The organism is Haloferax gibbonsii, assembly GCF_001190965.1.
GTDB classification, from domain to species: domain Archaea; phylum Halobacteriota; class Halobacteria; order Halobacteriales; family Haloferacaceae; genus Haloferax; species Haloferax gibbonsii.
This window is the reverse complement of record NZ_CP011947.1, coordinates 2,388,030-2,412,586: the sequence shown is the minus strand read 5'-3', so window position 1 is coordinate 2,412,586 and position 24,557 is coordinate 2,388,030. Positions and strand designations below refer to the sequence as shown.

General features: G+C 68.2%; 24 protein-coding genes. 10 read left to right on the top strand and 14 right to left on the bottom strand.

Annotated features, from left to right (window positions below):
- Positions 1 to 2: 2 nt before the first annotated feature.
- The 6 genes from ABY42_RS12175 to ABY42_RS12150 all read right to left on the bottom strand — a co-directional run bounded on the left by ABY42_RS12175 (position 3) and on the right by ABY42_RS12150 (position 7,232).
- Positions 3 to 938 (bottom strand): DMT family transporter, encoded by a 936-nt coding sequence (locus tag ABY42_RS12175; protein ID WP_050459621.1) that lies wholly within the window; start codon positions 936 to 938, stop codon positions 3 to 5.
- 115 nt (positions 939 to 1,053) lie between these two features.
- Entirely contained in the window at positions 1,054 to 2,385 is a 1,332-nt protein-coding gene (locus ABY42_RS12170) for an ABC transporter ATP-binding protein (protein ID WP_050459620.1), read from the bottom strand.
- Complete coding sequence (locus ABY42_RS12165; protein WP_004975181.1) at positions 2,378 to 3,571, bottom strand: ABC transporter ATP-binding protein; 1,194 nt, start codon at positions 3,569 to 3,571, stop codon at positions 2,378 to 2,380. The genes ABY42_RS12170 and ABY42_RS12165 overlap by 8 nt, the downstream gene beginning before the upstream one ends.
- A 1-nt stretch (position 3,572) precedes the next feature.
- The gene (locus ABY42_RS12160) at positions 3,573 to 4,637 is read right to left on the bottom strand and encodes an ABC transporter permease (protein WP_050459619.1); all 1,065 of its coding nucleotides are present in this window, start codon (positions 4,635 to 4,637) and stop codon (positions 3,573 to 3,575) included.
- Between the two features lie 6 nt (positions 4,638 to 4,643).
- A complete protein-coding gene (locus ABY42_RS12155) occupies positions 4,644 to 5,642 on the bottom strand; it encodes an ABC transporter permease (protein ID WP_004975185.1) in 999 nt (332 codons plus the stop codon).
- Between the two features lie 3 nt (positions 5,643 to 5,645).
- Entirely contained in the window at positions 5,646 to 7,232 is a 1,587-nt protein-coding gene (locus ABY42_RS12150; protein WP_004975189.1) for an ABC transporter substrate-binding protein, read from the bottom strand.
- A gap of 199 nt (positions 7,233 to 7,431) precedes the next feature.
- Between ABY42_RS12150 and ABY42_RS12145 the strand changes: the two genes are divergently transcribed.
- Together ABY42_RS12145 and ABY42_RS12140 are read left to right on the top strand one after the other, a co-directional pair.
- Positions 7,432 to 8,070 carry a ribonuclease H family protein gene (locus ABY42_RS12145; RefSeq protein WP_050459618.1) on the top strand — a complete coding sequence of 213 codons (639 nt, stop codon included), beginning with the start codon at positions 7,432 to 7,434 and terminating at the stop codon, positions 8,068 to 8,070.
- Positions 8,071 to 8,217: 147 nt separating this feature from the next.
- On the top strand, positions 8,218 to 8,925 hold the full coding sequence (locus ABY42_RS12140) for a twin-arginine translocase subunit TatC (protein WP_050459617.1): 708 nt from the start codon (positions 8,218 to 8,220) through the stop codon (positions 8,923 to 8,925).
- 176 nt (positions 8,926 to 9,101) lie between these two features.
- Here ABY42_RS12140 and ABY42_RS12135 read toward each other — a convergent pair whose 3' ends face one another.
- Positions 9,102 to 11,357: an NADP-dependent malic enzyme gene (locus ABY42_RS12135; RefSeq protein ID WP_004975197.1), complete on the bottom strand. Its 2,256-nt coding sequence runs from the start codon at positions 11,355 to 11,357 to the stop codon at positions 9,102 to 9,104.
- A gap of 131 nt (positions 11,358 to 11,488) precedes the next feature.
- On the bottom strand, positions 11,489 to 12,595 hold the full coding sequence (locus ABY42_RS12130; protein ID WP_050459616.1) for a M24 family metallopeptidase: 1,107 nt from the start codon (positions 12,593 to 12,595) through the stop codon (positions 11,489 to 11,491).
- Between the two features lie 222 nt (positions 12,596 to 12,817).
- Here ABY42_RS12130 and ABY42_RS12125 point away from each other — a divergent pair, with 222 nt between their 5' ends.
- The 5 genes from ABY42_RS12125 (at position 12,818) to ABY42_RS12105 (ending at position 16,596) form a co-directional block, all read left to right on the top strand.
- Positions 12,818 to 13,609, top strand: a complete 792-nt coding sequence (locus ABY42_RS12125) for a COX15/CtaA family protein (RefSeq protein WP_193363460.1) — start codon at positions 12,818 to 12,820, stop codon at positions 13,607 to 13,609.
- Between the two features lie 265 nt (positions 13,610 to 13,874).
- The gene (locus ABY42_RS12120) at positions 13,875 to 14,687 is read left to right on the top strand and encodes a basic amino acid ABC transporter substrate-binding protein (protein ID WP_004975205.1); all 813 of its coding nucleotides are present in this window, start codon (positions 13,875 to 13,877) and stop codon (positions 14,685 to 14,687) included.
- Positions 14,688 to 14,736: 49 nt separating this feature from the next.
- Entirely contained in the window at positions 14,737 to 15,570 is an 834-nt protein-coding gene (locus tag ABY42_RS12115) for an amino acid ABC transporter permease (RefSeq protein ID WP_050459615.1), read from the top strand.
- Positions 15,567 to 16,295, top strand: coding sequence for an amino acid ABC transporter ATP-binding protein (locus ABY42_RS12110; protein WP_050459614.1), 729 nt, complete (start codon positions 15,567 to 15,569; stop codon positions 16,293 to 16,295). The genes ABY42_RS12115 and ABY42_RS12110 overlap by 4 nt, the downstream gene beginning before the upstream one ends.
- Before the next feature lie 70 nt (positions 16,296 to 16,365).
- Positions 16,366 to 16,596, top strand: a complete 231-nt coding sequence (locus tag ABY42_RS12105; RefSeq protein ID WP_050459613.1) for a hypothetical protein — start codon at positions 16,366 to 16,368, stop codon at positions 16,594 to 16,596.
- A 37-nt stretch (positions 16,597 to 16,633) separates the two neighbouring features.
- Here ABY42_RS12105 and ABY42_RS12100 read toward each other — a convergent pair whose 3' ends face one another.
- The 3 genes from ABY42_RS12100 to ABY42_RS12090 all read right to left on the bottom strand — a co-directional run bounded on the left by ABY42_RS12100 (position 16,634) and on the right by ABY42_RS12090 (position 19,726).
- Positions 16,634 to 17,695 carry a zinc-binding dehydrogenase gene (locus ABY42_RS12100; protein ID WP_004975212.1) on the bottom strand — a complete coding sequence of 354 codons (1,062 nt, stop codon included), beginning with the start codon at positions 17,693 to 17,695 and terminating at the stop codon, positions 16,634 to 16,636.
- A 109-nt stretch (positions 17,696 to 17,804) separates the two neighbouring features.
- Entirely contained in the window at positions 17,805 to 19,268 is a 1,464-nt protein-coding gene (locus ABY42_RS12095; protein WP_004975215.1) for a replication factor C large subunit, read from the bottom strand.
- Positions 19,269 to 19,333: 65 nt separating this feature from the next.
- On the bottom strand, positions 19,334 to 19,726 hold the full coding sequence (locus tag ABY42_RS12090; protein WP_050459612.1) for a hypothetical protein: 393 nt from the start codon (positions 19,724 to 19,726) through the stop codon (positions 19,334 to 19,336).
- A 198-nt stretch (positions 19,727 to 19,924) separates the two neighbouring features.
- Here ABY42_RS12090 and ABY42_RS12085 point away from each other — a divergent pair, with 198 nt between their 5' ends.
- Together ABY42_RS12085 and ABY42_RS12080 are read left to right on the top strand one after the other, a co-directional pair.
- A complete protein-coding gene (locus ABY42_RS12085) occupies positions 19,925 to 20,563 on the top strand; it encodes a GNAT family N-acetyltransferase (RefSeq protein WP_050459611.1) in 639 nt (212 codons plus the stop codon).
- Positions 20,560 to 21,204: a GNAT family N-acetyltransferase gene (locus ABY42_RS12080; RefSeq protein WP_050459610.1), complete on the top strand. Its 645-nt coding sequence runs from the start codon at positions 20,560 to 20,562 to the stop codon at positions 21,202 to 21,204. Before ABY42_RS12085 ends, ABY42_RS12080 begins: the two co-directional genes overlap by 4 nt.
- Before the next feature lie 7 nt (positions 21,205 to 21,211).
- Here ABY42_RS12080 and ABY42_RS12075 read toward each other — a convergent pair whose 3' ends face one another.
- On the bottom strand, positions 21,212 to 22,387 hold the full coding sequence (locus tag ABY42_RS12075) for a metal-dependent hydrolase family protein (RefSeq protein WP_049905081.1): 1,176 nt from the start codon (positions 22,385 to 22,387) through the stop codon (positions 21,212 to 21,214).
- Positions 22,388 to 22,559: 172 nt separating this feature from the next.
- Between ABY42_RS12075 and ABY42_RS12070 the strand changes: the two genes are divergently transcribed.
- The gene (locus ABY42_RS12070; RefSeq protein ID WP_004975225.1) at positions 22,560 to 23,141 is read left to right on the top strand and encodes a hypothetical protein; all 582 of its coding nucleotides are present in this window, start codon (positions 22,560 to 22,562) and stop codon (positions 23,139 to 23,141) included.
- Positions 23,142 to 23,195: 54 nt separating this feature from the next.
- Here the strand turns inward: ABY42_RS12070 and ABY42_RS12065 are convergent, their stop codons facing one another.
- Positions 23,196 to 23,774 carry a GNAT family N-acetyltransferase gene (locus ABY42_RS12065; RefSeq protein ID WP_004975227.1) on the bottom strand — a complete coding sequence of 193 codons (579 nt, stop codon included), beginning with the start codon at positions 23,772 to 23,774 and terminating at the stop codon, positions 23,196 to 23,198.
- Positions 23,775 to 23,852: 78 nt separating this feature from the next.
- Positions 23,853 to 24,503 (bottom strand): metal-dependent hydrolase, encoded by a 651-nt coding sequence (locus ABY42_RS12060; protein WP_004975228.1) that lies wholly within the window; start codon positions 24,501 to 24,503, stop codon positions 23,853 to 23,855.
- Positions 24,504 to 24,557: the final 54 nt, after the last annotated feature.

The window sequence follows — 24,557 nt, the reverse complement described above, 5'->3', positions numbered from 1 at the left end:
TTTCAGTCGGTCGCGCGGACGCCGTCGCCGAACCGATAGCGGAGTTCGCGCCGAATCGCCCCGCGCTTCAGGAGGAGGAACCCGAGGAAGATGAGCGCGAACCCGCCGACCGTCGACGGGGTCGGAACTTCGCTCAGGAACGCCCACCCCGAAAGCGCCGCGAAGACGGGCGCGACGTACGAGACGAGGTTGATTTCGATGGGGCCGAGGCGGTCGAGCAGGTCGAAGTAGATGAGGAAGCCGAGCGCGCTCGCCGCGAGCGAGAGGTACCCGAGCGCGGCGACGGACTGGACGTTGAAGACGACCGAGCCGAGACGCTCGCCGAGTGCGACGGACGCGACGTGCATCAGTCCCGCCCCGAGGAGCATCGACCACGCCTCCATCGTCTCGATGGACAGCTCGGAGTCGACCCGGCGGGTCAGCACCGACCCGAGGGCGAAGGCGGCGGCCGCGCCGAAGATGAGGAGCTTCGCGACCGTGCCGCCGGCGAGGAGGTTGCTCGGGTCGACCCCCGAGAGCACCGCGACGCCGACGAGGCCGAGGAGGAGGCCGACGACGCCGAGCGCGGTGAGCCGCTCGCTCGGGAGCAAGAGCCGCGCGAATCCAGTGGTGAGCACCGGGCTGAGACTCACGATGACCGCGGCGGCGGCGCTCGTCACGCCCGGGTCGGTCTCGCCGATGAACAAGAGCGCGTGGTAGGCGGCGATGAGGAAGACCGCGCCGATGGCGACTTCCGTCCACTCGGCCCTGCCGCGCGGAAGCGGCGAGTCGGTGGCGTACAGCGCGTAGGCGAGCATCACCACCCCCGCCACGTCGTACCGGAGGGCGGCGAAAAGCACCGGCGGAAAGAACTCGAGTCCGGCTTTGATAGCCATGAACGCGGACCCCCAGACGGCGGCGAGGACGACGAACAGACCGAGGTTTCGGTACCGTGTCACAGCGATGGTGCGCCCGGTGGGGGCCTGAACGTTTCGTTACGGGGTGGTTTCGCCGGTGCCGCGGGGCGAGAACCGCCCACCGGCCACCGCCAACACACCAGTCGTCCGTCGTCGCTCAGTCGTCGGCCTCGGCGGCCGCGCCGGCGTTCGTCTCGATGACGGTCACCTCGTCGGAGCCCTCGTAGAGGTGACACGCCGCGGGGTGCGGCGCCTCGCCGACTGCGGGGCGACGCGTCTCACAGGGGCTCTCGAAGCGTTCCCGAAGCGTCTCGCCGGCGCGGTCGGCCTCGCCCTCGGCGAGGTGGCCGAGCGCCGTGTCGACGACGCCCGCGACCTCGCCGCGGAGTTCGGTGTCGACGTGTCGCGCGCGCGCCTCTTCGATGAACGCTTCCATGTCCGCTCGGTCGGGGTCGGCGGCGTCCCAGATGTGGTCCGGGTTGACGTCGCCGACCGCCAGGGCGTCGCGGAGGTCCATCACGGCGCGGTAGGTCCCCTGTTCGATGTCGAGGTCGTCAGGGGGGATGACCTGCGGGCACCGCGTCCGGAAGCGACAGCCCGACGGCGGGTTTCGCGGCGACGGCACGTCGCCCGACAGCGCCTCGACCCGCCGGCCGTGTTCGGCCGTGGAGGGTCGGGGAACGCTCTCCAACAGCGCCTTCGTGTAGGGGTGTTTCGGCGACTCGAACAGCTCGTCTGTCGGGCCGAGTTCGACCACGTTGCCGAGGTACATCACGGCGACGCGGTCGCAGATGTGGCGGACGACAGAAAGGTCGTGGGCGATAAAGAGGTACGTCAGCCCGAACTCCGATTGGAGGTCGTCGAGCAGGTTCAGCACCTGCGCCTGCACGGACACGTCGAGCGCCGAAACCGGCTCGTCGAGCACGATGAAGTCCGGTTCGAGCGCGAGCGCGCGGGCGATACCGATACGCTGGCGCTGGCCGCCGGAGAACTCGTGGGGGTAGCGGTCGAGGTGGTTCGCCGAGAGGCCGACCCGCTCCAACAGGTCGGCGACCTTGTCGCGCCGCCACTCGCGTTTCGACTCGCCGTCGGCGGACTCGGGAATCCCGTGAATCTTCAGCGGTTCGGCGACGATGTCGCCGACGGTCATTCGCGGGTCGAGACTGGAAAACGGGTCTTGGAAGACGATTTGGGCGTCCCTGCGGAACGCCTTGAGTTCGTCGTCGTCCATCTCGAAGACGTTCGCCCCGTCGAAGGTGACCGCGCCGCCGGTCGCCTCGCGCAGTCGGAGCAGCGTCTCGCCGGTCGTGGACTTCCCGCACCCGGACTCGCCGACGAGGCCGAGCGTCTCGCCGCGTTCGACCTCGAAGGAGATGCCGTCGACGGCCTTCACGCTCGTCGGGTCGCGCCCGAGGAGGCTGTCGACGAACGAGTCCTGCTCGAAGTAGTACTTCTGGAGGTCCCGAACCGCGAGGAGCGGCTCAGTCATCGGCGTTCACCTCTCGGTCGACCGCATCGGCCGCGTCGGCCGAATCGACGGCGTCCGCGGGGTCGTACTCCTGTTCGGCGAGGACGCACCTGACGCTGTGTCGGCCGTCCAGTTCGTACTCGGGGATGCGGGTCAGACAGTCGGTCATGGCTTTGGGACACCGGTCGGCGAAGTAACACGCGTCGGGCATCTCCGAGTCGAGCAGGCTCGGCACGTTGCCCGAGATGGGTTCGAGGCGACCCGAGGGGTCGTCAACGTCCGGAATCGACCCCAACAGTCCCTGCGTGTACGGGTGGACGGGGTTGTCGAAGATGTCGGCGAGCGGGCCGCGCTCGACGACTTCCCCGGCGTACATGACGCCGACGCGGTCGCACATCCGGGCGATGACGCCCAAGTCGTGGGTAATCATCAGGATGCTCATCCCCTCCTGTTCCTGCAGGTCGCGAAGCAGATTGAGAATCTGGGCTTGGATGGTCACGTCGAGCGCGGTGGTCGGCTCGTCGGCGATGAGGATGTCCGGTTCGCCGGCGAGCGCCTGGGCGATCATCGCCCGCTGGAGCATCCCGCCGGAGAACTGGTGAGGGTACTCCTCGGCGCGGTCCTCGGGGTCGGGGATGCCGACCTGGTCGAGCAGTTCGACCGCGCGGTCCATGCTCTCGTCGTCGACGTAGCTCTTCGAGGGGAGAAGCGAGTCCACGAGGAGCGAACCGAGACCGTAACCCTGCGTCCGCGAGCGCGTGCTTCGCGGGTTCGACCGGGCGCGGCGCTGGACCTCGACCGCCTCGGCTATCTGCTCGCCGACGGTTATCGAGGGGTTGAAACTGCTCATCGGGTCCTGAAACACCATGCTGAACGACGGGCCGCGGAGCGACCGCCGGACGCCCTTCGGGAGCCGCCGGATGTCCACGAGGTCGCCGTCGACGGCCTCGGGCTTCGACCCGCGGAACTCCTCGGCGAGGTCGGCGTTGCGGTACCATATCTCGCCTTGGGTCACGCGACCGGGCGATTCGATGAGGTCGATGACCGAGAGCGCAGTCACGGACTTACCGGACCCGGACTCGCCGACGATGCCGAATATCTCGCCGTCTTCGACGTCGAACGAGACGCTCTCGACCGCGTTGACCTGCCCCTCCTCGGTGAAAAACCGAGTGGAGAGGTCGCGGACGCTGAGAATCGTGTCGGCCATCTCAGACGCCCCCCTCCCCTTCGATGCCGGGGTCGAGCGCGTCTCTGAGCCAGTCGCCGACGAGGTTCAGCCCGATGACCGTCACCACGATGGCGAGGCCGGGCATCGTCGAAATCCACCACGCGGTGGACTGGTACTGCCGGCCGAGGGCGATGTCGAAGCCCCACGACACGTCGGCGCCGGAGAAGCCGAGGAACGACAGCGCCGATTCGAGCAGGATGATGGCGGCCACCTGAATCGTCGCCAACACGAGGATGGGCGTGATGGCGTTGGGAAGGACGTGTCTGAGCATCGTCCGCCCGTCGCTCGCGCCGAGGGCCTTCGCGGCCTTCACGTACTCCTCCTCGCGGATGGAGAGCGCTTCGCCGCGGGCGACGCGGGCGAACCACACCCAGTTGACGAGCGCGACGACGACGATGACCGTCCCCGGGAGGACGACCGTCTCGGGCATTCCCGTCGATAACCCGACCGCCGAGCGGAACGCCGGGGCGAGTCCGGTGGCGACGAAGGGGTCGGGGATGGGCGCTTGGGCCTGCCCCCAGACGCCGACGAGGGCGATCGCGAGCACGAGCGAGGGGAACGCGAGCATGATGTCCGCGCTCCGCATCAGGAGGTCGTCCACGCGACCGCGGTAGAACCCCGCTGACAGCCCGACGAGGACGCCGATGAGCGCCGCGAGCGACGTGCCGAACAACCCGACGAGGATGGACGTTCTCGCGCCGTAGATGATGCGCGAGAGGATGTCCCGCCCATTGCCGTCGGTGCCGAGCGGATGGGCGGCCGTCGCGTTCGTGTAGACGGTCTGCGTCTCGGTGACGACCTGGCCGTCCTCGATGACGACGCTCCCGTCTTCCATCTTCGTCACCTCTTTCGTCTCTTTGGTGCTGAAGCCGAGCGGCGGCTGTCGGGAGTTATCGAGATTCTGTTGAGACGGGCTATACGGGGAGATAAACGGGGCGAAGACGGCCATCGCCACCATGAGGATGACGACGACGATGCCGAGCTTCGCGAGGAGACTCCGTCTGAGTTCCCGACGAAGGTTTCTGCGTGTGCGTTCCGATATCATAGAGCGTTAATCGTAGGCCACCTGCGGGTTGACGTAGGCGTACAGGGCGTCGACGAGGATGTTCACGAGGACGAACCCGACCGCGACGACGATGAGCGAGCCCTGTAAGACCGGCCAGTCGCGGGCGTTGATGCTGTTGATGATGAGCGTCCCGAGCCCCGGCCACGCGAAGACGGCCTCCGTGATGACGGCCCCGCCGATGAGCGTGCCGAGCTGGAGGCCGATGACGGTGATGACCGGAATGAGCGTGTTCCGAAGCGCGTGTTTGTAGCGGACCAGGGTCTCCGGGAGCCCCTTCGCCCGCGACGCGCGGACGTACGTCTGCCCGAGCTGGTCGAGCATCCCGCTGCGGGTGAGTCGCGTGATGAGCGCGGTGAAGTAGGTCCCGAGCGTGATTGCTGGCAGTGTGATGTGCCACAGCCACGTCACGAAGCCACGTATCGCCGCGCCCGCCTCACCGCCGACGAGAAGCATCGCGATGCCGTCGAGGCCGATGGGGCGCTGGCTCGTCGGGAACAGGTTCAACTGGACCGCGAGCACGAGGATGAGCATCACCCCGAGCCAGAAGTTGGGCGTGCTGATGCCGACCAGTGAGAACACGGTCGCGCCGTAGTCCGCGGGCTGGTGACGCCGCGTGGCCGACAGGACGCCGAGCGGAATCGCGATGACGACGGCGACGACGGTCGCCGCGATGGCGAGTTCCAGCGTCGCCGGGAGCTTCGCGACGACGCGCGCCGCGACCGGCGTTCGGGTCACGAGCGACAGGCCGAGGTCGCCGAACGGGATGCCCGAGACGAACTGCCAGTACTGCACGTACAGGGGCTCGTTCAGCCCGAGTTCGGCGATGACCTGCGCCCTTACCTCCGGGTCGACGTCGGGCGGTAACAGCACGTTCGCCGGGTCCCCCGGCGAGATGAACCGGAGGCCGAAGACGACCGTAATGACCCCCCAGATGACGAACAGCCCCTGGAGCGAGCGTTTGATGAGGAACCTCGACAGCGACATCGACTACTGCTGGCTCATCGCGTACGCGTCGATGCGCTCGTCGGAGCGGGCCTCCCAGGCGATGGCGTCGTTGACGCCGTAGACGCTGTACTGCTGGTTCAGGAATATCCACGGGCACTGCTCGTGGGCCATCGCGTTCGCCTCCTGGAGGGTCGCCTCGCGCTCCTCGCCGGACTGGTTGCCGGCCTGTTCGAGCAGCGCGTCGAACTCCTCGTTTTGCCACGTCGTGAGCGTCCCGTCGGAGGCGAGAAGCGCCTCCATGACGAGGCCGCCGTCGAACGTCGCCTCGCCCCAGCCGATGAGGAACCACGGCGGGCGGGCCTCGATGCTGCCCGCGAGCAGTTCGTCCACGAGCGACCCGAAGTCGCGCTGGCGAACCGTCGCCGTGACGTTCGGTAGCTCGTCGATGTAGCCCGCGACCGCCTGCGCGATTTCGAGGTCCTTCAGGTAGCGGCCGACCGGCGTGTTGAGTTCGATCTCCGCGCCGGCGTAGCCGGACTCTTCGACCAACTGCTCCGCCTGGTCCGGGTCGTACGGGTACGGGTCGAGGTCGGGGTTGTGGCCGACGAACTCGGGGAGCGTCGGCTGGCCCGTCTGCGCGCCGAAGCCGCCGAGGACGTTCTGGACGATGCTCTCGAGGTCGATGGCGTAGTTCATCGCCTGCCGGAACTCGACCGAGTCGAACGGTTCGACGTCGTAGCGCATCCCGTTGTAGATGATGCGGGTCGACGGGGCCGCGGCGACGCGCGCGTTGTCGGAGTTGGTGACGCGCTGGACCTCCTGGGGCGGGACGTTGACGATGAGGTCGGTCTCGCCCTGCAGGAGTTGGTTGACGCGAGTGCTGGCCTCGGACGCCGCGCGGAAGGTGAGGGTGTCGACCGCCGCGGGCTCCTGCCAGTAGTCCTCGTACGCCGTGAGGACGACCTCCTCGTCTTCGGTGTACGAATCGAGTTGGAACGGTCCGGTACCGTTCATGTTCTGACCGATGTACGCCTTGTCGTTCTCCTCGACCCACGACTGCTGCATCACGTCGAGGTAGGTCGCGAACTCGGAGAACACGATGGGGTTGAGCGAGGAGTTGTTGACCTTGACGGCGTTCTCGCCCTCGATGACTTCCGCGCCGGCGACGCCGGCGAGTTGGTCGCTCTGCGGACTGGCGAAGCTCACCTCTTCGTCGACGACGCGGTTGATGCTGTACGCGACGTCCTCGGGGGTGAGTTCGTCGCCGTTGTGGAACGTGACGTCCTCGCGGAGGTCGAACCGGACCGCGTTCTCCCCGTCGATGCGCTCGTAGTTCGTCCCCAGCGCGGTCTGAATCGACCCCGCCGCGTCGCGGGTCAGGACGCCCTCGTACGCGTGGAGGACGACGATGTCGGTCGTCGTCTCGCGGTGGTCGTGCGGGTCGAGGCCGGAGGGCATCTGGCCCTGCGTGATGGTCACGTCGAACGAGCCGCTGTCCTCGGTCGTCGTCGTTTCGGTGGTCTCGGTCTCCTCGCCGCCGGTCGTCGTCGTTTCGGTGGTCTCGGTCTCCTCGCCGCCGCCGCCGGAACAGCCCGCGAGCGCCGCCGACGCCGCCGCGCCGCCTGCCAACTTAATGTACGACCGTCGACTAATGTGTGAATTGGTATCAGCCATCGAAGGTAGATTGCGTCGGTCGTTCTTATATCCATTGCCTGTGATTCAGCCCCTGCATAGCGTTCTGCTCATATATTGTGCGCAGTTATGCTCCCGAGTCATCACCCCCCGAACACGGGGTACGTTTATTAGGGACTATCGCCGAACGATTCGTATGGCCGTGACCGGCCGTCCCACACTTCGGGACTTGTTCGACGAGTCGCCGACGCCTCACATCGCACACCCGCCGCGCACGCACCAACGACACTTCTACGTCGCGACGGACGGGTCGTACCGCCCGAACGGCGGCGGACTCGGTGCGGTGATAGAGACCCGCGACGGCGAGCGAGTCGCCCGTATCGCGCTCCCAGACGTGCCGCCGGACAACAACGTCTCGGAGTATCGCGCGCTCCACCTCGGACTGGACGTGCTCGCCAATCGCGCGCCGCCGGGCGCTCGCGTCGGCGTCCTCGTCGACCACGACGACCTCGCCGCGAACGTCAACAACGCGGTGCTCGCCGGCGACCATCCCGACTGGAAGTCGCCGAAGCGCATCGTCGTTCCCGCCGGCAGCGAACACCACTGGCGGGGGATTCAGGCCCGCATCGCCGGGTTCAAAGAGCTTCGCGCCGCGCGAATCGACAGCCGCGAGAACCCCGCGCACCCGCTGGCGAACGCGCCGGGGGAGTACGAACACGTCAACCGGCGGCCCGACCGCTGCGTGCTCCCCGACCCGCCGGAGTTCGACACGGACTCCGGCACGGACGTGAGCTATCTCCCGCCCTCGCGGTTCGAGGGACGCGCGAGCGACTGAGCGCGAGGCGTCGACGACGACCGCGTTCGCCCCCGCCTCCGTCGGGTGGGCCGCCGAGCGCGAGCCGTCTCATCGGGCCGTCGCCTCGCCGACGGCCGGTCACTACTCCGTCAAAAAGTTGACAACGAGGAGCGACGACGCTATCGCATGGACTCCGCGGAGACCGTCGACACGTTCGACCCGCGGCGACGCGGACTCTCGCCGCTCGGCGCGGCCGCGAGACGCCACGCACGCCGACTCGTCGCCATCGGCCTCTCGACGGTCGGTTTCGTCTTCGCCGCCGTCCGCGACCCCGGAATCCTGTCGCCGACCGCCGGCGTCTCACCGGCCGCCGGTGTTTCGACGGATGTCGTTACCGCCGGCGGCCCGGCCTTGCTCGTTCGCCTCGAACTGGGCGTGCTCGCCGGCCTCCTCGCCGCCGGCGCTTCGCTCGTGTTTCTCGCCGACCGCGACCCCGCAGTCGATATCCGCGCCGCGTGGGGCTGGTTCGCGCTCGCCGCCGCGGGGTTCCTCGTCGGAACCGCCGCCGCACGTCAGGTCGCGCCCGCGCTCTTCGACCTCCTGGTCGAGTGGGGCCGCGTTACGGCCGACTCCCGCCAGTCGGCGCTCGAACTCGAACTGTTCTTCCCGGCCGCGGTCGGCGGCGGCGCGGCCGTCGCTCCGCTCTTGCTCGGATTACGCCGCGCCGGCGCGCTCTCTCGTCGACTCGCCGGCGGGACGAGAGGGCTGTCGCTCCTCTGTCTCGTCGCCTTCGCCGCGTGTTTCTCGCCGCCGGACTCGACGACGTTCGCGCTCTACGCGGCCCCGCCCGCGGTCGGACTGGGCGTCGCCGTCGCGTGGGTCGAGTTCGGGTGAGCGACTCGCCGAAAAAATCCGAAGACCGACTGCGCGTTACGTTACTCTTCTTCCTGCGCGTCCACGACCGCCGTCGCCGCCAGCTCGAACGACCAGCTTTTTTCGGTTCGGGTTCGCTCCGCTCACCCTCCCCGGAAAAAGCTGGACCAAAAAATCCCTCGCTTCGCTCGGGTCCGTTACTCTTCCTGCGCGTCCACGACCGCCGTCGCCGCCAGATTGACGATGTCTTTGACTTCGTCGCCGCGCTGGAGGACGTGGACCGGCTTGTCCATGCCGACGAGCATCGGACCGATGGCCTCCGCGCCGCCGAGGCGCTGGAGGAGCTTGTAACCGATGTTACCCGCTTCGAGGTTCGGGAAGACGAGCAGGTTCGCGGGGTCGTCGAGCTCCGCGAAGTCGTAGGTGCCTTCGAGGATGTCCTCGACGAGGGCGGTGTCGGCCTGCATCTCGCCGTCGACCGGGAAGTCAACGGCGGGGTCGTCCTGCAGGAGCGCCGCGGCGTCGCGGGGCTTGCGCGTCCCCTCGTTGGTGACGCTCCCGAAGTTGGAGTACGAGAGCAGCGCCGCGCGGGGTTCGACGTTGAACTGGCGGGCCAGCTCCGCCGTGTGCTTCGTAATCTCCGCGAGAATCTCCTCGTCGGGGTCGAGGTTGACCGTCGTGTCGGCGCAGAAGACGACGCGGTTCTTGAACGTCATCATGTAGACGCCGGCCGCGTAGTTGGCGTCGTCGGCCGTGCCGATAATCTGCAGCGGCGGGCGGAGCGCCGAGGGGTAGTGGTGGGTCAGCCCCGTCAGCATCGCGTCCGCGTCGCCGACCTCGACCATGACGCTGGCGAAGTAGTTCGAGTCGCGGCGGACGAGTTCCTCCGCTTCGGACTTCGTGATTCCCTTGCGCTGGCGAAGCTCGTAGAGGCGGTCGACGTAGTGGTCCCACTCGCCGTCGCGGGGATTGGCGATGGTCGGGTCGAAGTCGAGGCCCAACTCCTCCGCCTTGCGCAGAATCGTCGTCGTCTTCCCGACGAGGATGGGCTCGGCGATGCCCTCCTCCTGCATCTGGTAGGCGGCGCGAATCATCTTCTCGTTGGAGCCCTCGGCGAGGGCGACCCGCTTGGGGTTCGACTTCGCCTTGTTGAGGACGACGCGCATCATCTCGCGGGACTTCCCGAGCCGGGCTTCGAGGCGCTCGCGGTACGCGTTCATGTCGAGGCGCTTGCGAGCCGCGCCGGAGGTCATCGCCGCCTGCGCGACCGCGGGTGCGACTTCGAACAGCACGCGGGGGTCGAGCGGCTTGGGAATGACGTAGTCGGCACCGAACTGGAGCGGGTGGTCGCCGTAGGCCTTCACGACCGCGTCTGGCACGTCCTGTCGGGCGAGTTCGGCGAGCGCCTCGGCGGCCGCGCGCTTCATCGCCTCGTTAATCTCGGTCGCGCGCACGTCGAGCGCGCCGCGGAAGATGAAGGGGAACCCGAGGACGTTGTTGACTTGGTTCGGGTAGTCGGAGCGCCCGGTCGCCATGATGACGGTGTCCTCGCGGGCCTCTTTCGCGTCCTCGTAGGTGATTTCGGGGTCCGGGTTGGCCATCGCGAAGATGACGGGGTTGTCGGCCATCGACCGCACCATCTCCTGGCTGACGACGCCGCCGACCGAGAGCCCCGCGAGAACGTCCGCACCCTCCATGGCGTCGGAGAGCGAGCCCTCGTCGACCGGCTTGGCGAACTCGGCTTTGTACTTGTTGACGTCGCCCGCTTCGACGCGCGACTCGGTGATGATTCCCGAGGAGTCGCACATCGTGATGTTCTCCTTTTTCGCGCCGAGGGAGACGTAGAACCGCGCCGTCGCGAGCGCGGACGCGCCCGCGCCGGAGAAGACGATGTCGAGGTCGTCGAGGTCCTTGTCCACGATGTCGGCGGCGTTCAGAAGCGCCGCACCGGAGATGATGGCCGTGCCGTGCTGGTCGTCGTGGAACACGGGGATGTCCATCTGTTCACGGAGCTGTCGTTCGATTTCGAAGCACTCCGGGGCCTTGATGTCCTCCAGATTGATGCCGCCGAACGTCGGCTCCATGGCCTTCGTCGCCGCCACGAAGTCGTCCACGTCGGCGATGTCGAGTTCGACGTCGAACACGTCGATGTCGGCGAAGCGCTTGAACAGCACGCCCTTGCCCTCCATCACCGGCTTCGACGCCTGCGCCCCGATGTCCCCCAGCCCGAGGACGGCGGAGCCGTTCGAGACGACGCCGACGAGGTTGCCCTTCGCCGTGTACTCGTAGGCGGCGTCTTCGTCCTCCGCGATGTCGAGACACGGCGCGGCCACGCCCGGCGAATACGCCAGGCTCAGGTCGCGCTGCGTGTTCGTCGGCTTCGTCGTCGCAATCTCGATTTTTCCGGGCGGGTCTTGTCTGTGATATTCCCGTGAGTCGTCGTCCAGTCCCATGACCCACACGTCCTCACGCAGGGGGCAAAAAGCTATTCAACAACGTCGAATTTTGACTTCGACAATAGTCGAATCCTCACCGGACGGCGGCGAGGTCGGGACGGCGAATCGACGCCGCTCCGCTCGAAAAATTACTCCGTTTCGATGTGAAGAATTTCCGGGCGTTCGAGTTCGACGGTCCCCTCGGCGTCGGTCACGGTCCGGGTCGGCCAGCGACCGGTCGCGGTCAGCACTTCGACGCCCTCGTCGGTGACGAGCGCCGTGTCCTCGCTTTTCGCCCCCTGAATGGTCGGGTTGTAGGCGTAACCCATCGGTGCGCGGACCTCGTCGTCGGCGTCGGGCGTGGCGAACCACTCGCGGCCGGCGAACCCGGCCGCGCCGCCCTGGTGGTGGTTCAGCCACTCCTCGGACTCGCCGACCGAGTCGTAGGCGTCACGGATGGCGTCGAACACGTCGCCGGCGGTGCCGCCTTCCACGGCGGCCTTTCGGGTCGCGGCCAGCGCCTCCGTCTCGACCCGCATCGCCCCCTCGTGCCGGGTTTCGAGCCACTCGGGCGCGTCGAACGCGATGGTGCGCGTGCAACTCGCGTAGAGGCCGCCGCGCTGGGCCGTCACGGAGACGAGCGCGTAGTCGCCGAGCTCCTCCTGTTTGGGCGTGTAGTGGCGGTACTTCTGGACCCGCCGCCCGCTGCCGACGAGCACGACCGGCGCTTCGATACCCATCGCGCTGAGCGTGACTTTCAGACCGGAGGCGACCTCGTGTTCCGTGTCGCCCGGTTCGAGTTCGCGACAGACCCGCTCGACGGCGCTCGCCGCGTCGCGGCCGAGTTCGCGGTAGGCCTCGATGTCGGCGTCGGAAAGCGGCTGGCGGACGGCCGCGGCGTCCACGTCCTCGAAGCCGGGCACGTCGAAGTCGGCGGCGGCGGGGGTCGGCGAGACCGCCTCGACGCCGGACGCCAGCGAGCCCTCGTACCACTGGAAGCGGTGGACGCGAACGTCCTCGTGGGGCACTTCCTCGTGGAGCAGCCGGGTCGCTTCGATGTTGTCCGTCACGACGTGGAACTCGTCGCCGTCGTAGCCGGCGGCGGCGACGCCCAAAGGCGAGTCGCGGTCGACGACGTTGTCGCCGCCGAGGAGCCACGCGAAGGAGTTCGGTCGGGCGAACCAGACCGCTTCGAGGCCGTTGTCGTCGAGGTAGCCATCGAGTCGGTCCACTCGGGATTCGAGTCGCTCGTCCATGTTCGCGCGTCCAACCGAACCGACTTGAATGGGACGGCTCGGACAAGTGGGACGAAGCCCGTCGGGGCGTCCGGAGCCGACCGGTTCCGACCGGTGCCAGCCACGGGGCGGCGCTCCGGGGCGACGCCTTCGAGGACCATACCGACGAGATATAAGTTCGCGCGGTCCCGAGCCACGCGTATGACACCTCGGCTTCGCCGCCTCCTCGCGGGGGCCGCCGCGATGACCGGCGTCCTGATGGTCCTCGGCGTGTACACCGCCGCCTCGGGGGCCGGCCTCACCTGCGCCGGGCGCTGGCCGTTCTGCGACGGCTTCCTCGGCCTGTTCCCGGCCAACTGGGGCAGCTTCATCGAGTGGTTCCACCGCCTCGTCGCCATGCTCACCGGCTTCCTCATCCTCGGGACGACCGTGCAGGCGTGGCGCGAGGGCGTCGCGAAAGGCGTCCGCTACGCGCTCGTCGTCGCCACGGTCATCCTCCCGTTCCAGATCGTCCTCGGGGCGCTCACCGTCACCGAGTACGAGTGGGTCATCCTTACCGCCCACTACGTGGTCGCGACCTCCATCTTCACCGCCGTCGTCGCCGCCGCGGCGTGGGGGCTCGTCGACCGCGGTATCCCCCGCATCGCCGACGCGGTGAGACTGGCGCTCGTCGGCGCGCCCGTCATGCTCGTCCTCGCGCCCCACGCGTTCGTCTCCTTCGGCCCGACGACGCAAGCAGTCTACTACGTCGTCGGCCTCGCCACCTACGCCGCGCTCCTCGCGGTCACTCTCTGGGCGAACGCCGCCCACGGCCCGCGGGCGGACGCCTACGGCCGACTCAGGTTTGTCACCGCGCCCGCGAGCGTCGTGGTCGTCGCGCTCCTCATCGCCGGCCGGCAGGTGTACGGCCCGGCGCTCGAACTCGCCCACCTCGGCGGGACGGTCCTCGCGCTCGTCCTCGTCGTCGGCGCGGCGGTGCTCGTCCGCGGCGGGCTTCCGGTACCGCAGGCCGGCGCGACGAACGACGCGGACTGACGAGCGGACCGCAACCAGATCTGTCGTGCGCTCGCCCGGGTGTCGGAGATGCCTTCAATACTCGTACTAATCGCGGCAATATTTACAACAGTATTGCCAGAAGTTGTACGACAATCCGAGACCAACGAAGGGGTGACGACGTTTCGCGGTTGGAGATATATCCCACCCATCTACACAATTCCCGGATATTTTTCGTCAATATCGGAACGAATTGACGAACGGACCGAAGAAGTGTTATACGGGGCTGTGCTACCTGAGGGCTGTTATGGAACGTCGCACCTTTCTGAAGGGCTCCGCCGGGGCCGCGGCCGCGTTCACGCTGGCCGGCTGTCTCGGCGGCGGCGGCAGCGGTAGCGAGACGATTACCATCGGCTCGGACATCCCGTACCGGCCGTTCGAGTACGAGACGACCGAGGGCGAACTCGTCGGCTTCGACGTCGACATCGCGCAGGCCGTCTTCACCGACGAACTCGGCTACGAACACGAGTTCCAGAAGACGAGCTTCGACAGCATCATCCCCTCGCTCAACAACGGGAACTTCCGCGTCATCATGTCCGCGATGACCATCACCGAGGACCGCGCCGAGCAGATCGACTTCTCGGACCCGTACTTCACGGCGTACCAGACGGTCATCGTCCTCAACCAGAGCGACATCTCCTCGAAGGAGGACCTCCGGGGCGTCACCGTCGGCGTCCAGAAGGGGACGACCGGCGAGAGCGCCGCGACCAGCCTCAAAGAGGAGTTCGGCGGCGACCTGACGATTCAGAGCTACGACCAGGTGACCGGCGCGTTCGACGCGCTCCGGAACAACCAGGTCAGCGCGGTCGTCAACGACAACACCGTCAACGCCGCGTTCGTCGAGCAGAGCGACAACGTCCGGTTCCTCGAGGGAGCCGGCGCCGCCGAAGAACAGGGCAAGGAGAACGCCCCGCCGTACCTCACCCTCACCGTCGAGGAGTACGGTATCGGCTTCCGGCAGGACGACGACGACCTCCGCGAGGAGGTCAACGGCGCGCTCCAGACCATCCGCGACAACGGGACGTACGACGAGATTTACTCGGAGTACTTCTCCGGGTAACCCGAACCAGGACGCGTTTTTTATCCCACTACCGTGAGAAACACTACCAATGGCTGAATCTTACTCCGAGGGGCGAACCGGCGACGGTGAGTACCAAGAGCAGTTTTTGAACGACAAAACGCTCAGGCGACTGGGGGCGGCTGTCGCGGGACTATTCACGCTCGGAGTCGGCGGGTTCATCGCGGCGATTATCTTCACGCAGGTCGATTTCGAACTCTTCGTGGAGATTATCCACCCGCAGTTCGTCAACGCGTTCCTGCGAGTGCTCGGCATCGTCCTCGTGGGGAGCCTGCTGTCCGTCACCGCGGGCGTCTTCGTCGGACTCGGTCGGGTGTCGAACACGAAGTTCACGAACTCCGTTGCGACCGCCTACGTCGAGTTCTTCCGGGGCACGCCCCTTCTGTTCCAGCTGCTCGTCATCTACGTCGGGATTCCGGCGTTCTGGCCGCCGGGGCAGTTCCCCATCTCAGATTGGGGGTACCCCACGGCCATCATCGGACTGACGCTCAACCACGCCGCCTACGTCGGCGAGGCCGTCCGCGGCGGCATCGACGCCGTCCCGGAGGGACAGATGGAGGCCGCCCGCTCGCTCGGGATGTCCTACGTGCAGGGCATGCGCGAGGTCGTCCTCCCGCAGGCGTGGCGTAACGCGCTCGCCGCAATCGGTAACGACCAGGTCATCCTCGTGAAGGACACGTCGCTTCTGACGGTCATCGCCATCCCGGAACTCATCAGCGCGTTCCGCAACGTCAACTCGACCACGTTCGACCCGTGGACGCCCATCATCCTCGTCGCCATCGCCTATCTCATGATTACGATTCCGCTCGGCAAAATCGTCAACCACCTCGAGGCCCGCGCCGACTGGGGAGGTGACCGCCGATGAGTCTCCTCGAATTCGACGAGATTGACAAGTACTTCGGCGACACACACGTCCTGAAAGACGTCGACCTCGACGTCGAAGAGGGCGAAGTGTGCGTCATCATCGGCCCCTCGGGGTCCGGGAAATCGACGCTGCTTCGCTGTGCGAACCGCCTCGAAGAGATTCAGGACGGCGAGATTCGCCTCGAAGGCCAGTCCATCTCCGCGGAGGACGCGGACATCAACCGCCTGCGCCAGCGCATCGGCATGGTGTTCCAGAGCTTCAACCTCTTTCCGCACAAGACGGCGCGGGAGAACGTGACGCTCGCCCCGACGAAGGTCAAGGGTCTCAAGAAAGGCGACGCCGAGCGCCGCGCCGACGAACTGCTCGACCGCGTCGGCCTCCGCGCGCAGTCGAACTCCTACCCGAACCAACTCTCCGGCGGCCAGCAACAGCGCGTCGCCATCGCCCGCGCGCTCGCGATGGACCCGCACGTGATGCTGTTCGACGAGGTCACGAGCGCGCTCGACCCCGAACTCGTCGGGGAGGTGCTCGACGTGATGCACGACCTCGCCGAGGAGGGCATGACGATGCTCGTCGTCACCCACGAGATGGGCTTCGCCCGCGAGGTCGGCGACCGCATCGTCCTCATGGCCGACGGCAAAGTCGTCGAGGACTCGCCGCCCGAGGTGTTCTTCGAGAACCCGAAGACCGACCGCGGCAAGCAGTTCCTCTCGAAACTGCTCTGAGCCGGGGTAGCCGGGCACACACCCGGATTCTTCCAACAAGCTTATCCCCCGAAACGCCGCTTGCTGCGGCATGAACTACGCTCCCCGCGAATTCAGTCACGAACCGCCCGATTGCGAACACACCAAGGCCGTCCTCTTCTGTCAGACCTGTGGTCGCGCCGCCGGTATCGACGAGTGGCCCGAACAGGTGCGCGACGGCCGGACGGTCCGACTCGACTGCCCGGACTGCGGCGAGGTCGTCTGGCGCGGACTGGACGACGAGGCGACCGAAGAACGTCGAGCGCCGACGCCGACGCCCTGAGCCGGCACCGAGCGTCCGAACCGACGACAGCCCTGTTTTACGGAACCATCACTTCGACGCCGACGGTGTCGTAGTCGGTCATCGCGGCCAGCCGCTCGGGAACCTCGTCGAGCGAGACGGTCTTCGTCACGAGCGACCCGGGGTCGACCGCGTCCGACGCGAGCAGCGAGAGCAGGTCGTCCGCACTCGTCGGCGGCATCCCGCGCGCGCCGAGGAACGACACCTCGTGTCTCGTCATCCAGTCGGTCGGCAGCGACACGTTCCCCTTTTCGGCCTCGGTCGTCAGCCCGACCTGCACGTGCGAGCCCCGCGGCCGGACCGACCGGACCGAGTTCCGACAGGTCTCCGCGACGCCGAGCGCGTCGAGCGAGACGTGCGCCCCGCCGTCGGTCAGCCCCCGGATGGCTTCGACCGGGTCCTCCGTGGAGCCGTTGACGACGGCGTCCGCACCGAGGTCGGCGGCCGCGTCCAGCGCGGAGTCGCGCACGTCGACGGCGACGACCCGCGCGCCGAGGACGTTCGCCACCTGAATCGCAGAGAGGCCGACGCCGCCACAACCGTGGACGGCGACCCACTGCCCCGCGCGGAGACCGGCGCGGGCGTCGAGGGCGTTGTAGGCCGTCATGAACCGGCAGCCGAGCGCGGCCACGTCGGTCGGCGAGACGCCCTCGGGGAGCCGAATCGCGTTGTAATCGGCGGAGGGGAGATGCACCAAGTCGGCGAATGCGCCCTGCGCGGAGAGTTCGAAGCCGAGGGCGTTGGGGTGGTCGCCCGTGCAGACGTTTCCGTGGCCGGTCCGACAGTAGCCGCACGAACCGCACGCGAGGTTGAACGGCAAGGCGACGCGGTCGCCCTCCGCAATTGTCTCGACGCGCTCGCCGACTTCGACGACGCGGCCCGCGGGCTCGTGGCCGAGAATCTGTCCGGACGGAACCGCGTCGTTTGCCCACTCGCCGTGGCCCATCCACGAGTGCCAGTCGCTCCGGCAGATGCCGCAGGCCTCGACCTCGACGACGACGCCGTCGGGGTCGCACGTCGGGTCGGGGACTTCGGTCACGTCGAGCGGTTCACCGTGTTCGCGGAGGACTGCGGCTCTCATACGCGCGGTTCGTCGGGCGGCCCCAAAAAGCTCCGCGTGGCGTCAATCTCGGGCGGCGGGAAGCGGTGGAAACGCGGCGGAATCGCGCGCGGACGCGGCGAACAGTCCCTCAGAAGAAGTCGTCGAGGCCGGACTGCCCGTCGTCGGTCGAGGCGTCGGACTCGTCGCTCTCGGTCGACTCGTCGGCGTCGGCGTCCCGGTCGAGCACGTCGTCGGAGCCGCCACCATCGCCGTCGGCGGCCGCGGCGTCGCCCTCGATGGCCACGTCCTCCATCCCGGCGAACGCGCCGCCGGCGTGTGCTTCGACCAGTTCCTCGCGGAGTTCGCCGGCGTCCTCGACGATGGACTGGACCTTGTTCGTTGTCTCGCCGCTCCCGGTGACGAAAGAGACGTGGGACTCGTCGAACTCGTAGTAGGCGGCCATGGCGACGGTCAGCTCGCGGGGCTTGCAGTGGTGGGTGATAGCCGAGAGGTACGGGAGGACCTCGCGGCGGGCGGTCGCCATGCTGAAGCCGCCCTGTTCCGCGATTTTCCGGACGACGGTGTCGCGGGTCTTGTCGCGGGTCGAGCGGTAGGGCGCGCCGCCGTAACGCGTCCACCCGCCGCGGGTCCGGTCGCGGGAGGCCGCGACGCCGGCGGCGAGGTTGTCGGTCGCGTAGCGCCAGTAGGAGTAGTTCTGCGTGGCGCGCACGCGGCCGAGCCAGCGGTCGGCGTTGGCGAGGAAGTCGTAGGCGCGGGCGAGTTCGTCGGGTTCGTAGACGAGCGAGACCTTGTCCTCGACCCACTTCGTGAGGTCGTCGGGCGTCTCGTCCACGTCGTAGGCGGTGTAGAGCGCCTCCTGTGCGGACTTTTCTTTGAGGACGGCGTCGAGGAACTCGAACAGGCCGACGGAGCGGTCGCGGTCGCCCATGACCACGTCCTCCTCGGTGATTTCCTCGCGGCCCTCGGCGATGGCCTGCAGGTCGTTGACGGCCGACCGCAGGTCGCCGCTGTTCATCTCGGCGATGCGGTCGAGGGCGTCGGACTCGAACGCCAGCCCCTCCTTGCGGCAGATGTCGCGGAGGACGGGGACGATAGAGCGGGCGGACACGTCGCGGAACTCGATTTCCTGACAGGCGTTCCGAAGCCCGCGGCTCATGTCGTAGAACTCGTTTGCGATGAGGACGATGGGCTGGCTCGACGACTTGACGAGCCGGGTGACGGCGCTGGCCCCGCCGCGGTCGTAGTTGCCGTGGATGTTGTCAGCCTCGTCGAGGATGACCAACTGCCGGGTGGACGTGCCCGCGGAGGAACCGGCGAGCGTCGCGTTCTTGGCGGCGCGGCCGGCGAAGCGTTCGATGACGTCGCCGGTCCGCTGGTCCGACGCGTTCAGCTCGACCGTCTCCCAGCCCATGTCGGCGGCGAGCGCGTGGGCCGCGGAGGTCTTTCCGATGCCCGGGCTCCCGTGGACGACGACGGCCTCCCGGTGGTCGTCCCACGTCTTGGCCCACTCCGCGAGGGCGTCGCGGGCCTTGTTGTTGCCGCGGACCTCGGAGAGCGTCGATGGGCGGTACTTCTCCGTCCAGTCTACCATTACCGGAAGGAGGACCGAGGCGCGTTTAGTGGTTGCGGAGCGCCGCGCACTGGTCGGACGCGGACTCACCACGCCGCCCGCCGCGCCCGGTTCCGGGCGTCGACGAGCGACCACCCGAGCGCCGCGAGCGTGGTGAGACAGACGACGAACAGCGCCACGACGACGCCGACTCGTCCGACACCGGCGTAGTAGCCGGCGCTGTCGATGACGCCGGCGAACAGCAGACCGAAGGCGACGAGGCTGAGCGGCCGCGCCCACAGCTGGCTCCGAACGAGTCCGACGCCCGTCGCCAGAAGCGACACGCCGGTCAGGCCGCCCAACACGAGCGACGCGAACAGCGCGAACGGGTCAGTCCGCGGTTCCATGACCGGCCCGCGCTCGACAGTCAACACCCAGATGACGAGCGTCACGGCTCCCATGACGAGCGCGTAGCCGCCGACGGTTCGCTCCCAGTCCATAGCGACTCCCTTCTGTCAGACGCGCTCCGGCCACAAATACGCATCTCCGCGTTCTCGCGCGGGAGAACGTGTGTGCGACCGGAACGTGTTCGAATCCGACTGCTCCGCTGGTCGCGACCGCTCGCCGGACACTGTCCCGTGCCGACACGTGTCAATGTTCAGAAAACTTATTAGCGCCCTCCGAGTGGACTCCGTTCCATGTTTCCCGACGAAATCGTGACCCCGCGGCTCAGGCTCCGCGCCCTGTCGCGGGAGGTCGTCGACCCGTTGGACGCGTACGAACACTTCGCCGCCTCGCGGTCGGACACCATCGAAGAGGAGACCGAGTTCGTCACGTGGGGTCCCCACGAGACGCCCAAGGAGACGCTGGATTTCCTCGAACAGGCCGAAGAGGGCCACGAGTCCGCCGAAAACGCCATCTACGCCGTCTTCCCGCGCGACGGCGAGGACGGCGCGGGCGAGTTCGCGGGCACCGCCGGCTTCAACCCCGAATGGGACAAGCGCCGGGCCGTCTTCGGCATGTGGCTCCGAAAGGAGTTCTGGGGCCGCGGCTACTCGGGCGAGCGCGCGGCCGCGTTCTTCGCCGCCGTCTTCGACGTGCTCGACCTCGAGGTCGCGCTCGCGTACGCCATGCCCGAAAACGAGGCGTCGTGTCGAGCCATCGAGAAGTACACCGACCGCTTCGGCGGGCAGGAAGACGGGCTGTTCCCCAACGAAACCGTCGACGCCGACAGGACGCCGCGCGACGTTCGCGGCTGGTCCGTGACCCGCGAACAGTGGGAAGACGCGACGGGCGGCGACTACGACGCCGAGTTCCGCTGGGAGGGTCGCGAGTGAGCGAGCTCTTTCCCGAAGTCGTCGAGACGCCGCGGCTCCGACTGGTCGCCCGCCGCCCGAAGCACGTCGGCGTCCACGAGGCCTACGACCTGTGTTCGGCCCCCGAGATGGACGACGTGACGCGGTACATGCCGTGGTCGCGCCACGAGACGCCGAAGGTGACGAAGGACTTTCTCGACCGCGGGGAGTCGAGTTGGACCGACGCGGAGAGCGCCGACTACGCGATTATCCCGCGCGAGGGCGAGGAAGGTGCGGGCGAGATTGCGGGGTTCGGCGGCCTCCACACCGAGTGGGACCGCCGCGTGGGCGAACTCGGCCTGTGGCTCCGGCCGCGTCACTGGGGCCGCGGTTACTCGGGCGAGCGCGCCGCGGCGCTGGCGGCGCTCGCGTTCGACGCCTTCGACCTCGACGTCGTCTCGGTGTCGCACGTCGCGGACAACGAAAAGTCCCAGCGCGCCATCGAGAAGTACACGGCGGCGCTCGGCGGCCTCGACGGCCGCGAGCGAAACAGCATCGTCATCGACGGCGACCCAGCCGACGAACTCCGCTACAGCGTCTCCCGCGAGGACTGGCTCGACGCGACCGGCGGCGACTACGACGCCGAGTTCCGCTGGGACGTCGACCCCGACGACGTTCGCTGACCCCGACTTATTCTCCGCCGGCGACCGCGCCGGCGACGACGCGGCCGCCCTTCAGGACCGCCGCCGGGTCGTTCAGCACCGTCAGGTCCGACAGCGGGTCGTCGTCGAAGACGAGCAGGTCGGCGTACGCGCCGGGTTCGACGACGCCGCAGTCGTCCAGCCCGACCGCGTCGGCGGCCGTCTCGGTCATCGCCCGGATGGCGTCCAGCGGCTCCATCGCGTGTTGCGCCATGAACTGGACCTCGGAGGCGTTGCCGCCGTGGAAGTTGAACGGCGTGCCCGCGTCGGTGCCGCCCGCGATGCGGACGCCGGCCTCGGCGGCCAGTTTGAACGACTCGATGTGACGCTCGTAGACGGTCTCAGTCTTCGCCACGTCCTCCTTCGTCGCCGCCTCGGTGTTGCGGACGATGTGGTACGGCGCGGAGAGCGTCGGCACGAGCGTCGCGTCGCGCTCCAAGAACAGGTCGATTGCCTCGTCGTCGAGGAACGTCCCGTGTTCGACCGTGTCGACGCCGGCCCGGATGGCCGCTTTCACGCCCTCCCCGCCGTGGGCGTGGGTCGCGGTGTGGACACCCCGCCGGTGGGCCTCGTCCACGAGCGCGTGGAGCTCCTCCTCGGTGAACGCCACCGCGCCGGGGTCGCTGCCGGGCGTCGTCACCCCACCGGTCGTCATGAACTTGATGAAGTCGGCACCCAGTTTCACCTGCTCTCTGACGGCCTTTCGCGCCTCGGTCGCCCCGTCTATCTCGCGGCCCATGTGGTGGCCGTGGCCGCCGGTAATCGTTATCGACCGGCAGTTGGCGACCGTCCGCGGACCGGGCACGTCCCCGGCGTCGATGGCGCGTTTCAGCGCCACGTCGATGTCTCGCGCGCCCATCACGCGAGCGCCCGTGACGCCCGCTTCGAGCGTCTTCCGAGCGTTTCGCGCCTCGACCAGCGTGAGTTCGGCGTCGGACATGCCGACCACGTCCTCGACGCTCCGCTCGCCCGACAAGGAGAAGTGGACGTGCGCGTCCACCAGTCCGGGGGTGACCGTCTTCCCGGCGAGGTCGACGACTCGCTCGTCCCCGCGGGGGTCGAGGTCGCCGACGGCCTCGATTCGCCCCGTCTCGGCGTCGGTTCGAACGTCCGCCTCGTCGATGACGCGGTCGCCGCGAATCACCCGTGGGCCCCGAAGTAACATGCCCGTCGCTATCGCACGGCGAGACTTGAACGTGACCCCTCCGGTATTCGATGGCCGTCGGGCGGTCGCTGGACGCGTCGCCGCCATCACGTATCGGCATCGCGTACCGCGAGAGGCCCTCTCACGGCGGCCACGAGACATTTACGGGAGAACGACAATCGCTTCCGACACGATGTCAACGACACCTGAATCGACCCGCGGTTCCACACCATCGACGCTTCGGTCGGTCGGCAGCGGCGGCGTCGCCGGTCTCGGGGCGGCCCTCTTCGGCTACCTCGTGACCTACCTCCTCACCTCCTCGACCATCGAGAACTCGACGGCCAGCCAGGTGCTCGAAGCCCTCGGCTCCGACATCTCGACGTGGAAGGTCGTCGGCTGGGTGTTCATGAGCGCCCACGGCGTGACCACGACGTTCCCCGGGCTGTTCGGGACGACCTCCTCCGCGAACCTCATCGAGAGCGTCGAGGCGTTCTCGCCGGTGCTCTACGTCGCGCCCGTGGTCGCGCTCCTCGCGGCGGGCGCGCTCGCGGCCGTCGTCAGCGGCGCGTCCTCGACGCGGGCGGGCGCGCTGGCCGGCGCGGGAACCACCGTCGGCTACCTCGTCTTCGCGCTCGCTGGTATCGCGCTTTTCACCGTCACCGTCGGCGACGCGGCCGTCAGCCCCGACCCGGTCACGTCCGCGCTCCTCGCGGGCGTCGCGTACCCCGCGGTTCTCGGCACCGTCGGCGGCCTCGCGGCCACGGCGCTCCGGTAGTCGCGCCTGCCCGAGCGCTCGAATCTCCGTTCTCCGCTCCTCGCGTTCTTCGACTCAGAGGTCGCGAGCGACGAGTTCGCCCCAGTGGTCGAAGCCGTAGCGGTCGTAGAACGCCCGCGCCCGGTCGTTCGCCTCGTCCACGTCGAGGACGATTCGGTCCAACGGGAGGTCCTGCGAGCGCGCGTGGTCCAGTACGGCCTCCATGAGTTCGTCGGCGACGCCCGTGCCGCGGTAGTCGGCGTCGAGGAACAGCTCGTTGAGGACGGCGGCGTCCCAGATGAACGTCATCTCCTCGGGGAGCGCGAAGGCGTAGCCCACGAGAGTCGCGTCGTCGCCGCGGTCGTCGTCGCCGTCATCGCCGTCGCTCTCGACGCCGCCATCACCGTCCCCACCACCCGACACCGCCTCCGCGACGACGACGCACCCGGGGTCGTCGCTCGCGCAGCGCTCGACCCACGAGAGGTAGCGCTCGCGGTAGTCGTCGGTGAGCTTCGCCTCGTAGGTGGTGAGCTTGTCGTCGCCGCCGGTTCCCTCGCCGATGCCGAGTTCGAACCCGCGTTTCAGTTCCCAGAACGCGGCCGCGTCGCCCGGTTCGTAGGGTCGCACCTCGACGCCGTCGGGTGTCTCGCTCATGGACGCGGATGCGTCGCCATCGGTTATGAACGCTCGGAGTCGCGAGCCGCGGCCGCTCCCCCGTCCCGTTCCGACGACTCACTCCGTCCGCCCGCGCAGGCGCTCCGAGAGGAGCCGACCGCCGACCACGCCCGCACCGAGGACGATGAGCATCAACTCCGTCCCCGACGAGGCCAGCGGAGCGACCCGCTCGACGTTCTCGGGTTCCGCGCCCGGCGAGGGGTCGACGACGGTGCTGTAGTGGAGCGTCTCCGTCGTCGGCGGTGGCGACGCCGACGCCGGCCGTAGCTCGACGAACGTCTGGACGAACCCGCGCGTGCTCGACCACTCGGCGCGCCCGCTAATCGAGTAGAACGCGTCGTGCAGCGGGTAGAAGGCGTTGACGCCGTTTGTGAACAGGTCGGGGAAGATACCCCCACAGAGGAGCGCGGCGATGCCGACCCACGAGACCACGACGCCGCGAGCGCCCCACCGACCGCGAATCGCGGAGCGCTCGGGGTCACGAACCCGCGTGTCGTAGGCCACGACGGCGGCGAGGGCGAGCGGAAACAAGAGCGTGTGAAACAGCGCGCGGTGGCTGCCGGGCAGGAGCGTGCTGGTGAACGAGTCGAGGTCGGGGACCGCGGCGGCGGCGAGCGCGACGCCGACTGAGCGGGCGTCGAACCAGCGACCGAGGAGGGCGGCACCGACGAGTCCGCCGACCGCGACGTGGACGAGGGTCGATGGCATACCGCGTAGTGGTCGGGCGACGACCTTCAGGGTTCCCACGGGGTTCGTCAGGCG